14 protein-coding genes are annotated in these 18,248 nt (G+C 70.4%); 1 reads left to right on the top strand and 13 read right to left on the bottom strand.

Annotated elements, in window-relative coordinates:
- Positions 1–56 precede the first annotated feature (56 nt).
- Positions 57–2,171, bottom strand: coding sequence for a DNA helicase RecQ (gene recQ, locus RIN80_RS20600; RefSeq protein ID WP_375141754.1), 2,115 nt, complete (start codon positions 2,169–2,171; stop codon positions 57–59).
- Positions 2,172–2,497: 326 nt separating this feature from the next.
- On the opposite strand from recQ, the gene RIN80_RS20595 reads away from it, so the two are divergent.
- On the top strand, positions 2,498–3,025 hold the full coding sequence (locus tag RIN80_RS20595; RefSeq protein WP_309097098.1) for a hypothetical protein: 528 nt from the start codon (positions 2,498–2,500) through the stop codon (positions 3,023–3,025).
- Between the two features lie 82 nt (positions 3,026–3,107).
- Here the strand turns inward: RIN80_RS20595 and nuoN are convergent, their stop codons facing one another.
- From nuoN to RIN80_RS20535, 12 genes are all read right to left on the bottom strand, one after another.
- Positions 3,108–4,757 (bottom strand): NADH-quinone oxidoreductase subunit NuoN, encoded by a 1,650-nt coding sequence (nuoN, locus tag RIN80_RS20590; protein ID WP_309097097.1) that lies wholly within the window; start codon positions 4,755–4,757, stop codon positions 3,108–3,110.
- Positions 4,754–6,325, bottom strand: coding sequence for an NADH-quinone oxidoreductase subunit M (locus RIN80_RS20585; RefSeq protein WP_309097096.1), 1,572 nt, complete (start codon positions 6,323–6,325; stop codon positions 4,754–4,756). The genes nuoN and RIN80_RS20585 overlap by 4 nt, the downstream gene beginning before the upstream one ends.
- A 5-nt stretch (positions 6,326–6,330) precedes the next feature.
- On the bottom strand, positions 6,331–8,295 hold the full coding sequence (nuoL, locus tag RIN80_RS20580) for an NADH-quinone oxidoreductase subunit L (RefSeq protein WP_309097095.1): 1,965 nt from the start codon (positions 8,293–8,295) through the stop codon (positions 6,331–6,333).
- A 15-nt stretch (positions 8,296–8,310) separates the two neighbouring features.
- On the bottom strand, positions 8,311–8,610 hold the full coding sequence (nuoK, locus tag RIN80_RS20575; RefSeq protein WP_003992252.1) for an NADH-quinone oxidoreductase subunit NuoK: 300 nt from the start codon (positions 8,608–8,610) through the stop codon (positions 8,311–8,313).
- Positions 8,607–9,449, bottom strand: coding sequence for an NADH-quinone oxidoreductase subunit J (locus RIN80_RS20570; RefSeq protein ID WP_309097094.1), 843 nt, complete (start codon positions 9,447–9,449; stop codon positions 8,607–8,609). Before RIN80_RS20570 ends, nuoK begins: the two co-directional genes overlap by 4 nt.
- Positions 9,446–10,129, bottom strand: a complete 684-nt coding sequence (nuoI, locus tag RIN80_RS20565) for an NADH-quinone oxidoreductase subunit NuoI (RefSeq protein ID WP_375141753.1) — start codon at positions 10,127–10,129, stop codon at positions 9,446–9,448. Before nuoI ends, RIN80_RS20570 begins: the two co-directional genes overlap by 4 nt.
- The gene (nuoH, locus tag RIN80_RS20560) at positions 10,104–11,483 is read right to left on the bottom strand and encodes an NADH-quinone oxidoreductase subunit NuoH (protein ID WP_309097092.1); all 1,380 of its coding nucleotides are present in this window, start codon (positions 11,481–11,483) and stop codon (positions 10,104–10,106) included. The genes nuoI and nuoH overlap by 26 nt, the downstream gene beginning before the upstream one ends.
- Positions 11,480–13,984 carry an NADH-quinone oxidoreductase subunit G gene (locus RIN80_RS20555; protein ID WP_309097091.1) on the bottom strand — a complete coding sequence of 835 codons (2,505 nt, stop codon included), beginning with the start codon at positions 13,982–13,984 and terminating at the stop codon, positions 11,480–11,482. The genes nuoH and RIN80_RS20555 overlap by 4 nt, the downstream gene beginning before the upstream one ends.
- On the bottom strand, positions 13,981–15,327 hold the full coding sequence (gene nuoF / locus RIN80_RS20550; protein ID WP_375141752.1) for an NADH-quinone oxidoreductase subunit NuoF: 1,347 nt from the start codon (positions 15,325–15,327) through the stop codon (positions 13,981–13,983). Before nuoF ends, RIN80_RS20555 begins: the two co-directional genes overlap by 4 nt.
- Positions 15,327–16,187, bottom strand: coding sequence for an NADH-quinone oxidoreductase subunit NuoE (nuoE, locus tag RIN80_RS20545; protein WP_309097089.1), 861 nt, complete (start codon positions 16,185–16,187; stop codon positions 15,327–15,329). The genes nuoF and nuoE overlap by 1 nt, the downstream gene beginning before the upstream one ends.
- A complete protein-coding gene (locus tag RIN80_RS20540; RefSeq protein ID WP_309097088.1) occupies positions 16,184–17,506 on the bottom strand; it encodes an NADH-quinone oxidoreductase subunit D in 1,323 nt (440 codons plus the stop codon). The genes nuoE and RIN80_RS20540 overlap by 4 nt, the downstream gene beginning before the upstream one ends.
- Positions 17,503–18,248, bottom strand: a 746-nt coding sequence (locus RIN80_RS20535; protein ID WP_375141750.1) for an NADH-quinone oxidoreductase subunit C, incomplete at its 5' end; no start/stop codon positions are given. The genes RIN80_RS20540 and RIN80_RS20535, both read right to left, overlap by 4 nt.

Here is an 18,248-nt window from a genome sequence, read left to right as displayed (position 1 = left end):
CGCACCGCCCGGCCGAAGTCCGCGCCGGACGCAAGGCCCCCGGCCGGAGCCCGGCCCTATATCCAGTCGTCGGGCTCCGGCTCCGCGTCCATCTCGGGCCAGTCGTCCGGCCCGTGCGTGTCCTGGCCGGGTGCCTGTCCCGGAGCCGGGCCGGCCGCCGGAGCCGCCCCGGGGGGTCCGCCCAGGGAGGCGAGCACCTCCAGCACACCCTCCCCGTACGTCGCGCGCTTCTTCTCGCCGACCCCGCTGATGCCGCCCAGCTCGCTCACCGACGTGGGCCACGCCAGGGCGATCTCCCGCAGCGTCGCGTCGTGGAAGATGACGTACGCCGGAACGCCCTGCTCGCGAGCCTGTTCGGCCCGCCAGGCGCGCAGGGCCTCGAACGCCGGCAGCAGCCCCTCGGGCAGCTCGGCCGCGGCCGTCCTGGCCTTGCGCTCGCTCCGCCCTGAGCCGGAGGACGAGGAGCCCGACCGGGAGGTCGCCGGCTTCTTCGGCTCCTTGCGCAGCGGCACCTCCCGCTCCCGCCGCAGCACCGCCCCGCTGGCCTCGGTCAGCACCAGCGTGCCGTACTCGCCCTCCACCGCGAGCAGCCCCTGCGCCAGCAACTGCCGTATGACACCTCGCCATTCGCCCTCGGTCAGGTCCTCGCCGATGCCGAAGACCGACAGCTGGTCGTGGTCGAACTGGATGACCTTGGCGGTGCGCTTGCCCAGCAGGATGTCGACGATCTGCACCGCGCCGAACTTCTGCCCGCGCTCGCGCTGCAGCCGCACCACCGTCGACAGCACCTTCTGCGCCGCGACCGTGCCGTCCCAGGTCTCCGGCGGGGTCAGGCATGTGTCGCAGTTGCCGCAGCCGGCCGGGTCCGGGTCCTGGCCGAAGTAGGCGAGGAGCTGGCTCCGGCGGCACTGGGCCGTCTCGCACAGCGCCAGCATCGAGTCGAGGTGGGCCTGGGCCCGCCGCCGGAAGGCCTCGTCGCCCTCGCCGGACTGGATCAGCTTGCGCTGCTGGATGACGTCGTTGAGCCCGTAGGCCATCCAGGCCGTCGACGGCAGCCCGTCGCGACCGGCCCGGCCGGTCTCCTGGTAGTAGCCCTCGACCGACTTGGGCAGGTCGAGGTGGGCGACGAAACGCACGTCCGGCTTGTCGATGCCCATGCCGAAGGCGATGGTCGCCACCACGACCAGGCCGTCCTCCCGGAGGAAGCGGGACTGGTGGGCCGCGCGCGTCCCCGCGTCCAGGCCCGCGTGGTAGGGCACGGCCTCGATGCCGTTGCGGCTGAGGAACTCGGCGGTCTTCTCCACGGAGTTGCGCGACAGGCAGTAGACGATGCCCGCGTCGCCCGCGTGCTCCTCGCGCAGGAAGGCAAGCAGCTGCTTCTTCGGGTCGGCCTTGGGCACGATCCGGTACTGGATGTTGGGCCGGTCGAAGCTGGCCACGAAGTGGCGGGCCGCCGGCATGTTGAGCCGCTCGGTGATTTCCCGGTGCGTCGCACGGGTGGCGGTCGCCGTGAGCGCGACGCGCGGGACGTCCGGCCAGCGCTCGCCGAGCAGCGACAGCGCCAGGTAGTCGGGCCGGAAGTCGTGGCCCCACTGGGAGACGCAGTGCGCCTCGTCGATCGCGAAGAGGGAGATCTTGCCGCGCGAGAGCAGATTGAGGGTGCTCTCCAGCCGCAGCCGCTCGGGCGCCAGGTACAGCAGGTCCAGCTCGCCGGCGAGGAACTCGGCCTCCACCGTCCGGCGCTCGTCGAAGTCCTGCGTGGAGTTCATGAACCCGGCCCGCACGCCCGCGGCCCGCAACGCGTCCACCTGGTCCTGCATCAGGGCGATCAGCGGGGAGACGACCACACCCGTACCCGGCCTGACCAGGGACGGAATCTGGTAGCACAGGGACTTTCCGCCACCGGTCGGCATGAGCACGACGGCGTCGCCGCCGGCGATCACGTGCTCGATGACCGCTTCCTGCTCGCCGCGGAAGGCGCCGTAGCCGAAGACCCGGTGCAGCGCGGTCAGCGCCTCGCTCGCGTCGGCACCGAGCGGCCCGGCCGAGCCACCGCCGACCCCGAGCGCCCCGGCCGATCCGCCGCCGGCTCCGAGCGCCCCGGCCAGGCCACCGTCGGCACCCGGCCCTTCGCCGGTACCGGTACCGGTCACCGTGTCCCGTTCCGTCATCACACTCGTCCCGCCCGTCGCGCCCATCGTTGCGTCCCCCGTGCGTCGCGCCTCGACCACTGCGTCCACCATAGGCGCCCGCACCGACAGCCCCGGAGTTATCCACAGGTCCCGTCCGAGGGGATGGAACAGTCCACACTCCCGTTCGACTCAGCCCAATGGACGGCCCGTCTGGCACGCCCTCACCCGCCGGGCGAAGCTGCTCACGCGGCCCGGGTGAGGCCCGTGGCTCACGGCCCCCGTCCGCCCCTCCCCCAGCGGGCGCCACCGCGCCCACCTGACGAGCGCCCGCCCCGGGCGTCCCTGCCCGCAAGGAGCGACTCGACATGTCCCCCCGCAAGACACTCAAGGCCGCCGGCGCCCTCGCCCTGACCACCGCGCTCGCCCTCGCCGCCGCTCCCGCCCACGGCACCGGACACGGCCACGAATCGGAGCCCGAGCTCATCCAGACGTACGCCGCCACCCGCCACTACCAGCACGTGAAGCGCGCCATGGGAGACGGCTACCGGCCCGCCGGGCCGTGCACCGCCCTGCCCGGTCAGGGCGGCATGGGCTACCACTACGTCAAGCAGCGGCTGATCAACTCCACCGATCCGGTGAAGCCGGCCGCGATCGTCTACCACAAGGACAGGCATGGCAAGCTCCGTGCCGGGGCCGTGGAGTGGATCGTCCGGGACGCCGACCAGAAGGTGGAGACGGACCGGGACCGTCCGGTGATGTTCGGCGACCGGCACTTCGACGGGCCGGAGGAGATCCCCGGTCTGGGCGTCGTCTACACGCTGCACGCCTGGATCTTCAAGGACAACCCCAGGGGCGCCTTCCACCCCTGGAACCCCCGGGTGCAGTGCCCCTGACGGCTGCCCCGCGCACACGCGAGGGGACCCGGCCTCCAAAGAAGACCGGGTCCCCTGCACGCACCCCGTGCACGAGGGGGCCTCAGCGGACGAACACGCCCGCCTGCCCCGCCAGATCCAGGAAGTACTGCGGCGCCACACCGAGCACCAGCGTGACCGCCACCCCGACGCCGATCGCCGTCATCGTCAGGGGCGACGGCACCGCCACCGTCGGGCCCTCCGGCCGCGGCTCACTGAAGAACATCAGCACGATGACGCGGATGTAGAAGAACGCCGCGATCGCCGACGAGATCACACCGATGACGACGAGCGGGGCGGCCCCGCCCTCCGCCGCCGCCTTGAACACGGCGAACTTGCCCGAGAAGCCGGACGTCAGCGGAATGCCCGCGAAGGCCAGCAGGAACACCGCGAACACGGCCGCCACCAGCGGCGAGCGGCGGCCGAGCCCCGCCCACTTGGACAGGTGCGTCGCCTCACCACCCGCGTCACGCACCAGTGTGACCACCGCGAAGGCGCCGATCGTCACGAACGAGTACGCGGCCAGGTAGAAGAGGACGGACGAGACGCCGTCGGGCGTGGTCGCGATGACACCCGCGAGGATGAACCCGGCGTGCGCGATCGACGAGTAGGCCAGCAGTCGCTTGATGTCGGTCTGCGTGATCGCCACGATCGCACCGCCCAGCATGGTGACGATCGCCACGGCCCACATCACCGGCCGCCAGTCCCAGCGCAGGCCCGGCAGGACGACGTACAGCACCCGCAGCAGCGCGCCGAAGGCCGCCACCTTGGTCGCCGCAGCCATGAAGCCGGTCACCGGGGTAGGCGCGCCCTGGTAGACGTCCGGGGTCCACATGTGGAACGGCACCGCGCCCACCTTGAACAGCAGGCCCATCACCAGCAGCGCGGCACCGACCAGCAGCAGCGCGTCGTTGCCCATGGTGTCGGCGAGCGCCGGGTTGACGTCCTGCACGGTGCCGTCGACGACCTGCGCGATCGTCGCGTACGACATCGAGCCCGCGTAGCCGTACAGCAGCGCGATGCCGAACAGGGTGAACGCGGAGGCGAACGCGCCGAGCAGGAAGTACTTGACCGCCGCCTCCTGGGACATCAGCCGCTTGCGGCGGGCCAGGGCGCACAGCAGGTACAGCGGGAGGGAGAAGACCTCCAGGGCGACGAACAGCGTCAGCAGGTCGTTGGCCGCCGGGAAGATCAGCATGCCGGCCACGGCGAACATCAGCAGCGGGAACACCTCGGTGGTGGTGAACCCGGCCTTGACCGCGGCCTTCTCGCTCTCGCTGCCCGGCACGGACGCGGCCTGCGCGGCGAAGGAGTCCACCCGGTTCCCGTGGACCACCGGGTCCAGGCGCCGCTCGGCGAAGGTGAACAGGCCGACCAGGGCCGCGAGCAGGATCGTGCCCTGCAGGAACAGGGCCGGTCCGTCGACGGCGATCGCGCCCATCGCCGCGATGCGCGCCTTGGTCGTGCCGTACCCGTCGGCCGCGAGGGCGACGACCGCGGCGAACGCGGCCGCCAGGGCGACGACGGAGACGAACATCTGAACGTAATAGCGGGATGTGCGCGGCACGAACGCCTCGACCAGGATCCCGACGATCGCCGCTCCCACGACGATCAGGGTGGGCGCCAGCTGGCCGTACTCGAACGTCGGCGCGTCGATCTTGGTGATCGGGTCGGCCGCGGTTGTCCACAGGCTGTGGACGGCTGATGCGCTCACTTGGCCGCCTCCACCTCGGGCTGGGGGTCCTTCTTCTGAACGTCGGACATGGTCTGCTCCACCGCGGGGTTGACGATGTCCGTGACGGGCTTCGGGTAGACGCCCAGGAAGATCAGCAGCACGACCAGCGGGGCGACCACCACGAGTTCCCGCACCCTGAGATCGGGCATGGCGCTGACCTCGGGTTTCACCGGGCCCGTCATCGTCCGCTGATAGAGGACGAGGGTGTAGAGCGCGGCGAGGACGATGCCGAAGGTGGCGATGATGCCGATGACCGGGTAGCGCGTGAACGTGCCCACCAGGACGAGGAACTCACTGACGAACGGCGCCAGTCCCGGCAGGGAGAGCGTCGCGAGGCTGCCGATCAGGAACGTGCCGGCGAGCACCGGGGCGACCTTCTGCACCCCGCCGTAGTCGGCGATGAGCCGCGAGCCGCGCCGGGAGATCAGGAAGCCCGCGACCAGCATCAGCGCGGCCGTCGAGATGCCGTGGTTGATCATGTAGAGCGTCGCGCCGGACTGGCCCTGGCTGGTCATCGCGAAGATGCCCATGATGATGAAACCGAAGTGGGAGATCGACGCGTACGCCACCAGGCGCTTGATGTCCCGCTGGCCGACCGCGAGCAGCGCCCCGTAGATGATGCTGATCAGGGCGAGGACGAGGATCACGGGCGTGGCCCACTTGCTGGCCTCCGGGAAGAGCTGGAGGCAGAAGCGGAGCATCGCGAAGGTGCCGACTTTGTCGACGACCGCCGTGATGAGGACCGCGACCGGGGCCGTCGACTCCTGCATCGCGTTGGGCAGCCACGTGTGCAGCGGCCACAGCGGCGCCTTCACGGCGAAGGCGAAGAAGAAGCCGAGGAACAGCCAGCGTTCGGTGCTGGTCGCCATGTCCAGCGTGCCGTTGGCCCGGGCCTCGGAGATCTCCTGGAGCGAGAAGTTCCCGGCGACCACGTACAGGCCGATCACCGCGGCCAGCATGATCAGGCCGCCGGCCAGGTTGTAGAGGAGGAACTTCACCGCCGCGTACGAGCGTTGCGTCGCCGCCGCCTTCTCCCCGTGCTCGTGGGCACGGTCCCCGAAGCCGCCGATGAGGAAGTACATCGGGATCAGCATGGCTTCGAAGAAGATGTAGAAGAGGAAGACGTCGGTGGCCTCGAAGGAGAGGATCACCATCGCCTCGACGGCCAGGATCAGCGCGAAGAAGCCCTGCGTCGGCCGCCACCGGCTGCTGCCGGTCTCCAGCGGGTCGGCGTCGTGCCAGCCCGCGAGGATGATGAACGGGATGAGCAGGGCGGTCAGCGCGATGAGCGCCACCCCGATGCCGTCCACGCCCAGTTCGTAGCGGACGCCGAAGTCGGCGATCCAGGCGTGGGACTCGGTGAGCTGGTAGCGGTCGCCGCCCGGGTCGAAGCGGACCAGGACGACGATCGCCAGGACGAGCGTGGCGAGCGAGAAGAGCAGCGCCAGCCACTTGGCGGCGGTGCGCTTCGCGGCCGGTACGGCGGCCGTGGCGATCGCCCCGATGGCCGGGAGCGCCGCTGTCGCTGTCAGCAGAGGAAAGGACATCGGTATCAGACCGCCCTCATCAGCAGGGTCGCGGCGACGATGACCGCGGCGCCGCCGAACATCGAGACCGCGTAGGAGCGGGCGAAGCCGTTCTGCAGCCTGCGCATCCGCCCGGAGAGGCCGCCGACCGAGGCCGCCGTGCCGTTGACGACGCCGTCGACCAGGGTGTGGTCGACGTAGACCAGGGACCGCGTGAGGTGCTCCCCGCCGCGGACCAGGACGACGTGGTTGAAGTCGTCCTGGAGCAGGTCGCGGCGGGCGGCCCGGGTGAGCAGCGAGCCGCGCGGGGCGACGGCCGGGACCGGGCGGCGGCCGTACTGCGCCCAGGCGAGGGCGACGCCGATGACCATCACGGCGACCGTGGACAACGTGACCGTGAGGGCGCTGACCGGCGGGTGGCCGTGGTCGTGCCCGGTGATCGGCTCCAGCCAGTGCAGGAACCGGTCGCCGATGCTGAAGAACGCGCCGCCCGCCACCGACCCGACGGCCAGCACGATCATGGGAATCGTCATGACCTTGGGCGACTCGTGCGGGTGCGGCGGGGTGTACTCGCCGCGTGTCTCGGCCGCGGGCTCCACGTCCGGCTCGGCCGGGGACGGGGTCGGCGCGTGCCGCCAGCGCTCCTCGCCGAAGAAGGTCATCAGCATCACGCGCGTCATGTAGAACGCGGTGATGGCCGCGCCGAGCAGGGCGCACGCGCCGAGGATCCAGCCCTCGGTGCCGCCCTTGGCGAACGCCGCCTCGATGATCTTGTCCTTGGAGAAGAAGCCGGACAGGCCCGGGAAGCCGATGATCGCCAGGTAGCCGAGGCCGAAGGTGACGAAGGTGACCGGCATGTACTTGCGCAGGCCGCCGTAACGGCGCATGTCCACCTCGTCGTTCATGCCGTGCATGACCGAACCGGCGCCGAGGAACAGGCCGGCCTTGAAGAAGCCGTGCGTCACCAGGTGCATGATCGCGAAGACGTAGCCGATGGGGCCGAGGCCCGCGGCGAGGATCATGTAGCCGATCTGCGACATGGTCGAACCGGCCAGGGCCTTCTTGATGTCGTCCTTGGCGCAACCGACGATCGCACCGAACAGGAGCGTGACCGCGCCGACGATCGTGACGACCAGCTGCGCGTCCGGGGCGCCGTTGAAGACGGCTCCGGAGCGGACGATCAGGTAGACGCCCGCGGTCACCATGGTCGCGGCGTGGATGAGGGCCGAGACCGGGGTCGGGCCCTCCATCGCGTCCCCGAGCCAGGACTGCAGCGGCACCTGGGCGGACTTGCCGCAGGCGGCGAGGAGCAGCATCAGGGCGATCGCGGTCAGCTTGTCCTCACCGGCGGCACCGGCGAGTCCGGCCTCCTCGTGGCTGCCGAGCACCGGCCCGAAGGCGAAGGTGCCGAACCACAGGAACATCAGCATGATCGCGATGGACAGGCCCATGTCGCCGACGCGGTTGACCAGGAAGGCCTTCTTCGCGGCCGTGGCGGCGCTGGGCTTGTGCTGCCAGAAGCCGATCAGCAGGTAGGAGGCGAGACCGACGCCCTCCCAGCCGACGTACAGCAGCAGGTAGTTGTCGGCGAGGACGAGGATCAGCATCGCCGCGAGGAACAGGTTCAGATAGCCGAAGAAGCGGCGGCGCCGCTCGTCGTGCTCCATGTACCCGACGGAGTACAGGTGGATCAGCGATCCGACGCCCGTGATCAGCAGGACGAACGTCATGGACAACTGGTCGAGCTGGAAGGCGACGTCCGCCTGGAAGCCCTCGACGGGGATCCAGCTGAACAGGTGCTGGCTCATGACGCGCTGGTCGGCGTCCTGAGCCAGCATGTCGCTGAACAGCACCAGGCCGAGCACGAAGGAGACGGCCGCGAGCAGGGTGCCGAGCCAGTGACCGACGGCGTCCAGCCGGCGTCCGCCGCACAGCAGGACCGCCGCTCCGAGCAGGGGCGCCGCGACCAGCAGCGCAATCAGGTTCTCCACGATTCTCCCGACCCCTTACAGCTTCATCAGGCTGGCGTCGTCGACCGAGGCCGAGTGGCGGGCACGGAACAGGGACACGATGATCGCGAGCCCCACCACGACCTCCGCGGCGGCGACGACCATCGTGAAGAAGGCGATGATCTGGCCGTCGAGGTTGCCGTGCATCCGGGAGAAGGCGACGAACGCGAGGTTGCAGGCGTTGAGCATGAGCTCGATGCACATGAACACGACGATCGCGTTGCGCCTGATCAGCACTCCGGTGGCGCCGATCGTGAACAGCAGGGCCGCGAGATAGAGGTAGTTGACCGGGTTCACTTCGATGCCTCCTCGGGCCGCTTGAACGTGGCCGGCTCGACGGCGTTGCGCTCCAGGCGCTCCTCGGCCCGCTGCTCCAGGGCCCGCAGGTCGTTGAGCGCCTCCCGCGACACGTCCCTCACCTGGCCCCGCTCGCGCAGCGTCTTGCTGACGGTGAGGTCGGAGGGGGTGCCGTCGGGCAGCAGGCCCGCGATGTCGACCGCGTTGTGCCGGGCGTAGACACCGGGCGCCGGCAGCGGCGGGAGGTACGTGCCCTTGCGCACGCGCTCCTCGGCGAGTTCGCGCTGGGTCTTGGCGCGCTCGGTGCGCTCGCGGTGGGTGAGCACCATGGCGCCGACCGCGGCCGTGATGAGCAGGGCGCCGGTGATCTCGAACGCGAAGACGTACTTGGTGAAGATGAGGGCGGCGATGCCTTCCACGTTGCCGCCGGCGTTCGCCTGGCCGATGCCGTTGAACTCCCTCAGGGACGCGTTGCCGATCCCGGCGATCAGCAGGACGCCGAACCCGAGCCCGCACAGCAGGGCCAGCCAGCGCTGGCCCTTGATGGTCTCCTTCAGGGAGTCCGCCGCGGTGACGCCGACGAGCATCACCACGAACAGGAACAGCATCATGATCGCGCCGGTGTAGACGACGATCTGGACGACGCCCAGGAAGTAGGCGCCGTTGGCGAGGTAGAACACCGCCAGGATGATCATGGTCCCGGCGAGGCACAGCGCGCTGTGCACGGCCCGCCTCATCAGGATGGTGCACAGGGCGCCGATCACCGCGACGGTGCCGAGGATCCAGAACTGGACGGCCTCTCCGGTGGAGGTGGAGTAGGCGGCGAGCTGGGCGGTCATCGGCCGATCACCTTCTCCGACGCCGGCTCGCTCCCGCCGAAGGTCGAGTCGGCCTCCTGCACCACCTCGCCCCTGGAGTGGGCGACCTGGCGCTCGGTACCGGGGGCGGCTTCCGTCACCAGGCCCCGGTAGTAGTCCTGTTCGTCCGTGCCCGGGTAGATGGCGTGGGGCGTGTCGACCATGCCCTCCTCCAGGCCCGCGAGCAGCTGCTCCTTGGTGTAGATGAGGTTGGCGCGGCTGGAGTCGGCCAGCTCGAACTCGTTGGTCATCGTGAGCGCGCGGGTGGGGCACGCCTCGATGCACAGGCCGCACAGGATGCAGCGGGCGTAGTTGATCTGGTACACGCGCCCGTACCGCTCGCCCGGCGAGTAGCGCTCCTCGTCGGTGTTGTCCGCGCCCTCGACGTAGATCGCGTCGGCGGGACAGGCCCAGGCGCACAGCTCGCAGCCGACGCACTTCTCCAGGCCGTCCGGATGGCGGTTGAGCTGGTGCCGTCCGTGGAAGCGCGGGGCCGTGGTCTTCGGCTGCTCGGGGTACTGCTCGGTCAGCCGCTTCTTGAACATGGCCTTGAAGGTCACGCCGAAGCCGGCCACCGGGTTCATGAACCCGGGCTTGGTGTCCTTCGGTTCCTCGGCCTGCGAACGCTCGAGTTCCTCAGCCATCGGACGCCTCCTTTCCATCCGTAGATCCGCCCACAGATCCGTCACTGTGAGTATCGGTCCCACCACTGACAATCAGCTCCCGCTCACGGCGCGAGGGCCGTCGCGGAACCGGCGGAAGTTCCTGTCCCGGCAGGGGCGGTACGGGGAATCCGCCCGCCATCGGGTCGAAGGCGGCCGGGGCCTCGGCCGGCTGCTCGGCCTGCCTGGTCCTCTCGCGGAACATGTCCGCGACGAAGGAGAGCAGCAGCAGGGCGAGCACGGCACCGCCGACGTAGAGGGCGATGTCGGCGAAGTCGTAGCCCTCGTTGCGCAGGGCCCGGACGGTCGCGACGAGCATCAGCCACACCAGCGAGACCGGGATGAGGACCTTCCAGCCGAGCTTCATCAGCTGGTCGTAGCGGACGCGCGGGAGGGTGCCGCGGATCCAGATGAACATGAACAGCAGCAGCTGGACCTTGACGGTGAACCACAGCAGCGGCCACCAGCCGTGGTTGGCGCCCTCCCAGAAGGTGCTGACGGGCCAGGGGGCCCGCCAGCCGCCGAGGAAGAGCGTGGTGGCGACGGCCGAGACGGTCACCATGTTGACGTACTCGGCGAGCATGAACATCGCGAACTTGATCGACGAGTACTCGGTGTTGAAGCCGCCGACCAGGTCGCCCTCGGACTCCGGCATGTCGAAGGGGGCGCGGTTGGTCTCGCCGACCATGGTGACGATGTAGAGGATGAAGGAGACCGGCAGCAGCAGGATGTACCAGCGGTCGGTCTGCCCCTCCACGATCGTCGACGTCGACATCGACCCGGAGTAGAGGAACACGGAGGCGAAGGCGGCGCCCATCGCGATCTCGTAGGAGATCATCTGCGCGCAGGAGCGCAGGCCGCCCAGCAGCGGGTAGGTCGAACCGGAGCTCCAGCCCGCCAGGACGATGCCGTAGATGCCGACCGAGGCGACCGCGAGGATGTAGAGCATCGCGATCGGCAGGTCGGTGAGCTGCATCGTGGTGCGCTGGCCGAAGATCGAGATCTCGTTGCCGGCCGGACCGAAGGGGATCACCGCGATCGCCATGAAGGCGGGGATGGCCGCGATGATCGGCGCGAGGACGTAGACCGCCTTGTCCGCGCGCTTGACGATCACGTCCTCCTTCAGCATCAGCTTGATGCCGTCGGCGAGCGACTGGAGCATGCCCCAGGGGCCGTGCCGGTTGGGGCCGATGCGCAGCTGCATCCAGGCGACGACCTTGCGCTCCATGACGATGGAGACCAGCACGGTCACCATCAGGAAGGCGAAGCAGAACACCGCCTTGATGACGACCAGCCACCAGGGGTCGGTGCCGAACATCGAGAGGTCTTCAGCAGCGAGGTACGACGGGCTCATGCCTCCACCTCCTTGGGGGCCTCGCCGGCGAGCGTCGCCGGGCCGATGCGGACGAGGGAGCCGGGCCGCGCCCCGGTGCCGGAGGCGACGCCGCCGCCGGTGGAGTTCAGCGGCAGCCACACCACCCGGTCGGGCATGTCGCTGATCTGCAGCGGCAGTGCGACGGCTCCCTCGGGGCCGGTGACCGCGAGGAGGTCGCCGTCCTTGACGCCCGCCTCGGCGGCGGTGGCGGCCGACACACGCGCGCGTGCGGCGTGCCGGGTGCCGGCGAGGGCCTCGTCGCCCTGCTGCAGGACGCCCTGGTCGAGCAGGAGCCGGTGCCCGGCGAGCACGGCCTCCCCGGCGGCCGGGCGGGGCAGCGCGGCCGCGGTCTCCTCGGGCTCGCCGGCCCGCGGTCCGTCCCAGGCGCCGAGCCGGTCGATCTCCGCGCGCACGGTGCGCAGATCCGGCAGTCCGAGGTGGACGTCCATGGCGTCGGCGAGCATCTGCAGCACGCGCGCGTCGGTGGGCGCCAGCGTGCGGGTCATCTGGTCGGGCTTGAGTGCCGCCTCGAAGGAGCGCACGCGGCCTTCCCAGTTGAGGAAGGTGCCGGCCTTCTCGGCGACGGCCGCGACGGGCAGGACCACGTCGGCCTTGCGGGTGATCTCGCTGGGCCGCAGCTCCAGCGAGACCAGGAAGCCCACCTCGTCGAGCGCGGCACGCGCGCGTGCCGGGTCGGGCAGGTCGGCGATCTCCACGCCCGCCACCAGCAGCGCCTGGAGTGCACCGGTCGCGGCGGCCTCCACGATCTGGCCGGTGTCGCGGCCGTAGCGGTGCGGGAGTCCGGCGACGCCCCAGACGGCCGCGACCTCGTCCCGCGCGCGCGGGTCGGTGGCCGGGCGGCCGCCCGGCAGCAGCGACGGCAGCGCACCCGCCTCGACGGCACCGCGCTCTCCGGCGCGGCGCGGGATCCACACCAGCCGGGCTCCGGTCGCGGCGGCGGTGCGGACGGCGGCGGTCAGACCACCGGCCACGGCGGCCAGCCGCTCGCCGACGACGATCAGCGCGCCCTCGGCGCGCAGCGCCTCGGCGGCGAGCGCACCGTCGCCCTCCAGACCGGCCCCGCTCGCCAGCGCGTCCAGCCACTCGGTCTCGGTGCCGGGAGCCGCCGGCAGCAGCGTGCCGCCGGCCTTCTCCAGGCCCCGCGTGGTGTGCGTGGCGAGCGAGAAGGTCTTCTGCCCGTGCTTGCGCCAGGCCTTGCGCAGCCGCAGGAAGACGCCGGGTGCCTCCTCCTCCGCCTCGAACCCGACCAGCAGGACGGCCGGCGCCTTCTCCAGCGCGGTGTACGTGACGCCCGTGCCGTCGAGGTCCCGGCCGCGCCCGGCGATCTGCGCGGCGAGGAAGTCGGCCTCCTCGCTGCTGTGCACGCGCGCGCGGAAGTCGATGTCGTTGGTGTCGAGCGCCACGCGCGCGAACTTGCTGTACGCGTAGGCGTCCTCGACGGTGAGGCGGCCGCCGGTCAGCACGCCGGTGCGGCCCCGGGAGGCCAGCAGCCCCTGGGCCGCGATCTGCAGCGCCTCGGGCCAGGAGGCCGGTTCGAGGTCGCCCTCGGCGTTGCGCACCAGAGGCGTCTGAAGCCGGTCGCGCTGCTGGGCGTACCGGAAGGCGAACCGCCCCTTGTCGCAGATCCACTCCTCGTTGACCTCGGGGTCGTTCGCGGCGAGCCGCCGCATGACCTTGCCGCGCCGGTGGTCGGTGCGCGTGGCGCAGCCGCCGGAGCAGTGCTCGCACACCGAGGGGGTGGAGACCAGGTCGAAGGGGCGGGAGCGGAACCGGTACGCCGCCGAGGTCAGCGCTCCCACGGGACAGATCTGGATGGTGTTGCCGGAGAAGTACGACTCGAACGGGTCGCCCTCACCGGTGCCGACCTGCTGCAGCGCGCCCCGCTCGATCAGCTCGATCATCGGGTCGCCCGCGACCTGGTTGGAGAACCGGGTGCAGCGGGCGCACAGCACGCACCGCTCGCGGTCGAGCAGCACCTGCGTGGAGATCGGGACGGGCTTCTCATAGGTCCGCTTGCGGCCCTCGAAGCGGGACTCGGCGTCGCCGTGCGACATGGCCTGGTTCTGCAGCGGGCACTCGCCGCCCTTGTCGCAGACCGGGCAGTCCAGCGGGTGGTTGATGAGCAGGAGCTCCATCACACCCTTCTGGGCCTTCTCCGCGACCGGGGAGCTGAGGTGCGTCTTGACGACCATGCCGTCGGTGCAGGTGATGGTGCAGGAGGCCATCGGCTTGCGCTGGCCCTCGACCTCGACGATGCACTGGCGGCAGGCGCCGGCCGGGTCCAGGAGGGGGTGGTCGCAGAACCGGGGGATCTCGATGCCGAGCTGCTCGGCGGCCCGGATGACCAGGGTGCCCTTGGGCACGCTGATCTCGGCGCCGTCGATCGTCAGCGACACGAGGTCCTCCGGCGGGACCGCCGCCTCTCCCCCGCCGGAGGGAGAGCTGGTGGTCACGGTCATGCGTTCACCTCCGTGCGGTCGGCCCAGGCCGTCGACCTGGCCGGGTCGAAGGGGCAGCCCCGGCCCGTGATGTGCTGCTCGTACTCCTCGCGGAAGTACTTGAGCGAGGAGAAGATCGGCGAGGCGGCGCCGTCGCCGAGGGCGCAGAAGGACTTGCCGTTGATGTTGTCGGCGATGTCGTTCAGCTTGTCGAGGTCAGACATACGTCCCTTGCCGGCCTCGATGTCGCGCAGCAGCTGCACGAGCCAGTACGTCCCCTCGCGGCAGGGCGTGCACTTGCCGCAGGACTCGTGGGCGTAGAACTCGGTCCAGCGGGTGACGGCGCGGACCACGCAGGTCGTCTCGTCGAAGCACTGGAGGGCTTTTGTGCCGAGCATGGAACCCGCGGCCCCCACTCCTTCGTAGTCAAGAGGGACGTCGAGGTGCTCGTCGGTGAACATCGGGGTCGAGGAGCCGCCCGGCGTCCAGAACTTGAGGCGGTGCCCCGGGCGCATCCCGCCGCTCATGTCCAGGAGCTGGCGGAGCGTGATCCCGAGCGGCGCCTCGTACTGACCGGGGCTGGCGACGTGGCCGGAGAGGGAGTAGAGCGTGAAGCCGGGCGACTTCTCGCTCCCCATCGACCGGAACCACTCCTTGCCCCGGTTCATGATCGCGGGAACCGACGCGATCGACTCGACGTTGTTCACCACAGTCGGGCACGCGTAGAGGCCCGCGACGGCAGGGAAGGGGGGACGGAGCCGCGGTTGACCCCGGCGGCCTTCGAGCGAGTCCAGCAGTGCGGTCTCCTCACCGCAGATGTACGCGCCCGCGCCCGCGTGCACCGTGATGTCGAGATCGAGTCCGCTGTCCAGGATGTTCTCGCCGAGGAAGCCCGCCGCGTACGCCTCGCGTACGGCCGAGTGCAACCGCCGCAGCACGGGGACGACTTCACCCCGCAGATAGATGAAGGCGTGCGACGACCTGATGGCGTAGCACGCGATGATCATGCCCTCGATGAGGCTGTGCGGGTTCGCGAAGAGGAGCGGGATGTCCTTGCACGTCCCGGGCTCCGACTCGTCGGCGTTGACAACAAGATAGTGCGGCTTTCCATCGCCCTGCGGGATGAACTGCCACTTCATGCCCGTCGGGAACCCGGCGCCGCCGCGTCCGCGCAGACCGGAGTCCTTGACGTACGCGATCACGTCGTCCGGCGACATGGCGAGCGCCTTGCGCAGGCCCTCGTAGCCGTCGTGCCGCCGGTACACGTCCAGCGTCCAGGACCTGTCCTCGTCCCAGAAGGCCGACAGCACCGGTGCGAGCAGCTTCTCGGGGCTCATGTCTTTCAGCTCGGGTGCCAAGGTCATCACTCCCCCTCCTCGGCTGCGGGCCCGGCCGGGTGGGCCGGGTCGGAGGCCGACGTGTCCTGCGGCGCGTCGTGCGAGCTCAAGTGCTCCGTCGGTGACGGGTCGTGCGGTGCGCCGGTGCGCGCGGCCTCACCGCGCGGGTGCACCACGCGCGCGGGGGACGCCTCCCCCTTGGCGAGCTTCAGGCCGATCAGGGAAGCCGGTCCCGCGCTTCCCCCGGACTCCACGGCGCCGTCCCGCTCGTCGGGGAAGCCGGCCAGGATCCGGGCGGTGTCCTTGAAGGTGCACAGCGGCGCCCCGCGCGTGGGCGTGACCGGGCGTCCGGCCCGCAGGTCGTCGACGAGGCGCTTGGCGCTGGCGGGGGTCTGGTTGTCGAAGAACTCCCAGTTGACCATCACCACCGGCGCGAAGTCGCAGGCCGCGTTGCACTCGATGTGCTCCAGGGTGACCTTGCCGTCGCCGGTGGTCTCGCCGTTGCCGACGCCGAGGTGCTCCTGGAGCTCCTCGAAGATCGCGTCCCCGCCCATGACGGCGCACAGGGTGTTGGTGCACACCCCGACCTGGTAGTCACCGCTCGGCTTGCGCCGGTACATGGTGTAGAAGGTCGCGACGGCGGTGACCTCGGCCGTGGTCAGGCCGAGCACGTCCGCGCAGAAGCGCATGCCGGTGCGCGTGACGTGCCCCTCCTCCGACTGAACCAGGTGCAGCAGCGGCAGGAGGGCGGAGCGGGAGTCCGGGTAGCGGGCGATGATCTCGCGCGCGTCGGTCTCCAGCCGGGCCCGGACGTCGTCCGGGTAGGCGGGTGGGGGCAGTTCGGGCATGCCCAGGCCGACGCCCCGCTCGGAAGACGAAGTGGTCACCGGTCGACGCCTCCCATCACGGGGTCGATGGACGCGACGGCGACGATGACGTCGGCGACCTGGCCGCCCTCGCACATCGCCGCCATCGCCTGCAGGTTGGTGAAGGACGGGTCGCGGAAGTGGACCCGGTAGGGGCGGGTACCGCCGTCGGACACGACGTGCACCCCGAGTTCGCCCTTGGGCGACTCGACCGCCGCGTAGGCCTGTCCCGGCGGGACGCGGAAGCCCTCGGTGACCAGCTTGAAGTGGTGGATCAGGGCCTCCATGGAGGTGCCCATGATCTTCTTGATGTGGTCGAGGGAGTTGCCGAGCCCGTCGGGGCCCAGGGCGAGCTGGGCGGGCCAGGCGATCTTCTTGTCGGCGACCATGACCGGTCCGGGCTGGAGCCGGTCCAGGCACTGCTCGATGATCCTGAGCGACTGGCGCATCTCCTCCAGGCGGATCAGGAAGCGGCCGTAGGAGTCGCAGGTGTCGGCGGTCGGGACGTCGAAGTCGTACGTCTCGTAGCCGCAGTACGGCTGGGCCTTGCGCAGGTCGTGCGGCAGGCCGGTGGAGCGCAGGATCGGGCCCGTGGCGCCGAGGGCCATGCAGCCGGCCAGGTCGAGGTAGCCGATGTCCTGCATGCGGGCCTTGAAGATGGGGTTCCCGGTGGCGAGCTTGTCGTACTCCGGGAGGTTCTTCTTCATCTTCTTCACGAACTCGCGGATCTGGTCCACCGCGCCGGGCGGCAGGTCCTGGGCGAGGCCGCCGGGGCGGATGTACGCGTGGTTCATCCGCAGGCCGGTGATCAGCTCGTAGATGTCGAGAATGAGTTCACGATCACGGAAGCCGTAGATCATGATCGTGGTGGCGCCGAGTTCCATGCCGCCGGTGGCGATGCAGACCAGGTGCGAGGACAACCGGTTCAGCTCCATCAGGAGCACACGGATGACCGAGGCGCGGTCCGGGATCTGGTCCTCGATGCCGAGGAGCTTCTCGACGCCGAGGCAGTACGCCGTCTCGTTGAAGAACGGCGTCAGGTAGTCCATGCGCGTCACGAACGTGGTGCCCTGCGTCCACGTCCGGTACTCGAGGTTCTTCTCGATGCCGGTGTGGAGGTAGCCGATGCCGCAGCGGGCCTCGGTGACGGTCTCGCCCTCGATCTCCAGGATCAGGCGGAGCACGCCGTGCGTGGACGGGTGCTGCGGGCCCATGTTGACGACGATGCGCTCGTCGTCGGCGCGGGCCGCGGACTGGACGACCTCGTCCCAGTCGCCGCCGGTGACCGTGTAGACGGTGCCTTCGGTGGTCTCCCGAGGGGAGGCGTGCGAAGTGCTCATGAGTACGACCTCCGCTGGTCCGGAGCCGGGATCTGGGCGCCCTTGTACTCGACGGGGATGCCGCCGAGGGGGTAGTCCTTGCGCTGCGGATGGCCCTGCCAGTCGTCCGGCATCATGATCCGGGTCAGGGCGGGGTGGCCGTCGAAGACGATGCCGAAGAAGTCGTACGTCTCGCGCTCGTGCCAGTCGTTGGTCGGATACACCGAGAACAGCGACGGGATGTGCGGGTCGCTGTCGGGGCAGCTGACCTCCAGGCGGATCACCCGGTTGTGGGTGATCGAGCGCAGGTGGTAGACGGCGTGCAGCTCGCGGCCCTTGTCGTTCGGGTAGTGCACGCCGCTGACGCCGGTGCACAGCTCGAAGCGCAGGGCCGGGTCGTCGCGCAGGGTGCGGGCGACACGGACCAGGTGCTCGCGCTCGATGTGGAAGGTCAGCTCGTCGCGGTCGACGACCGTCCGCTCGATGGCGTTCTCGGGCAGCAGGCCCTGTTCCTCCAGGGCCCCCTCCAGCTCGTCGGCGACCTCGTCGAACCAGCCGCCGTAGGGGCGGGTCGCCGGTCCCGGGAGGCGGACCGAGCGGACCAGGCCGCCGTAGCCGGAGGTGTCGCCGCCGTTGTTCGCGCCGAACATGCCGCGCTGGACGCGGATCTCCTCGCCGCCCTGGCCGCGCTGGCCCGGGAGGTTCGAGGCGCTCAGGTCCTTCTCGGGGTTGGCGCCACCCGCGCCACCCGCGCCGTTCGCGC

This window comes from Streptomyces sp., assembly GCF_031181705.1.
Taxonomy (GTDB): Bacteria; Actinomycetota; Actinomycetes; order Streptomycetales; family Streptomycetaceae; genus Streptomyces.
Note: the sequence above shows the minus strand (reverse complement) of the source record. Positions and strands in the feature narration are given on the sequence as shown.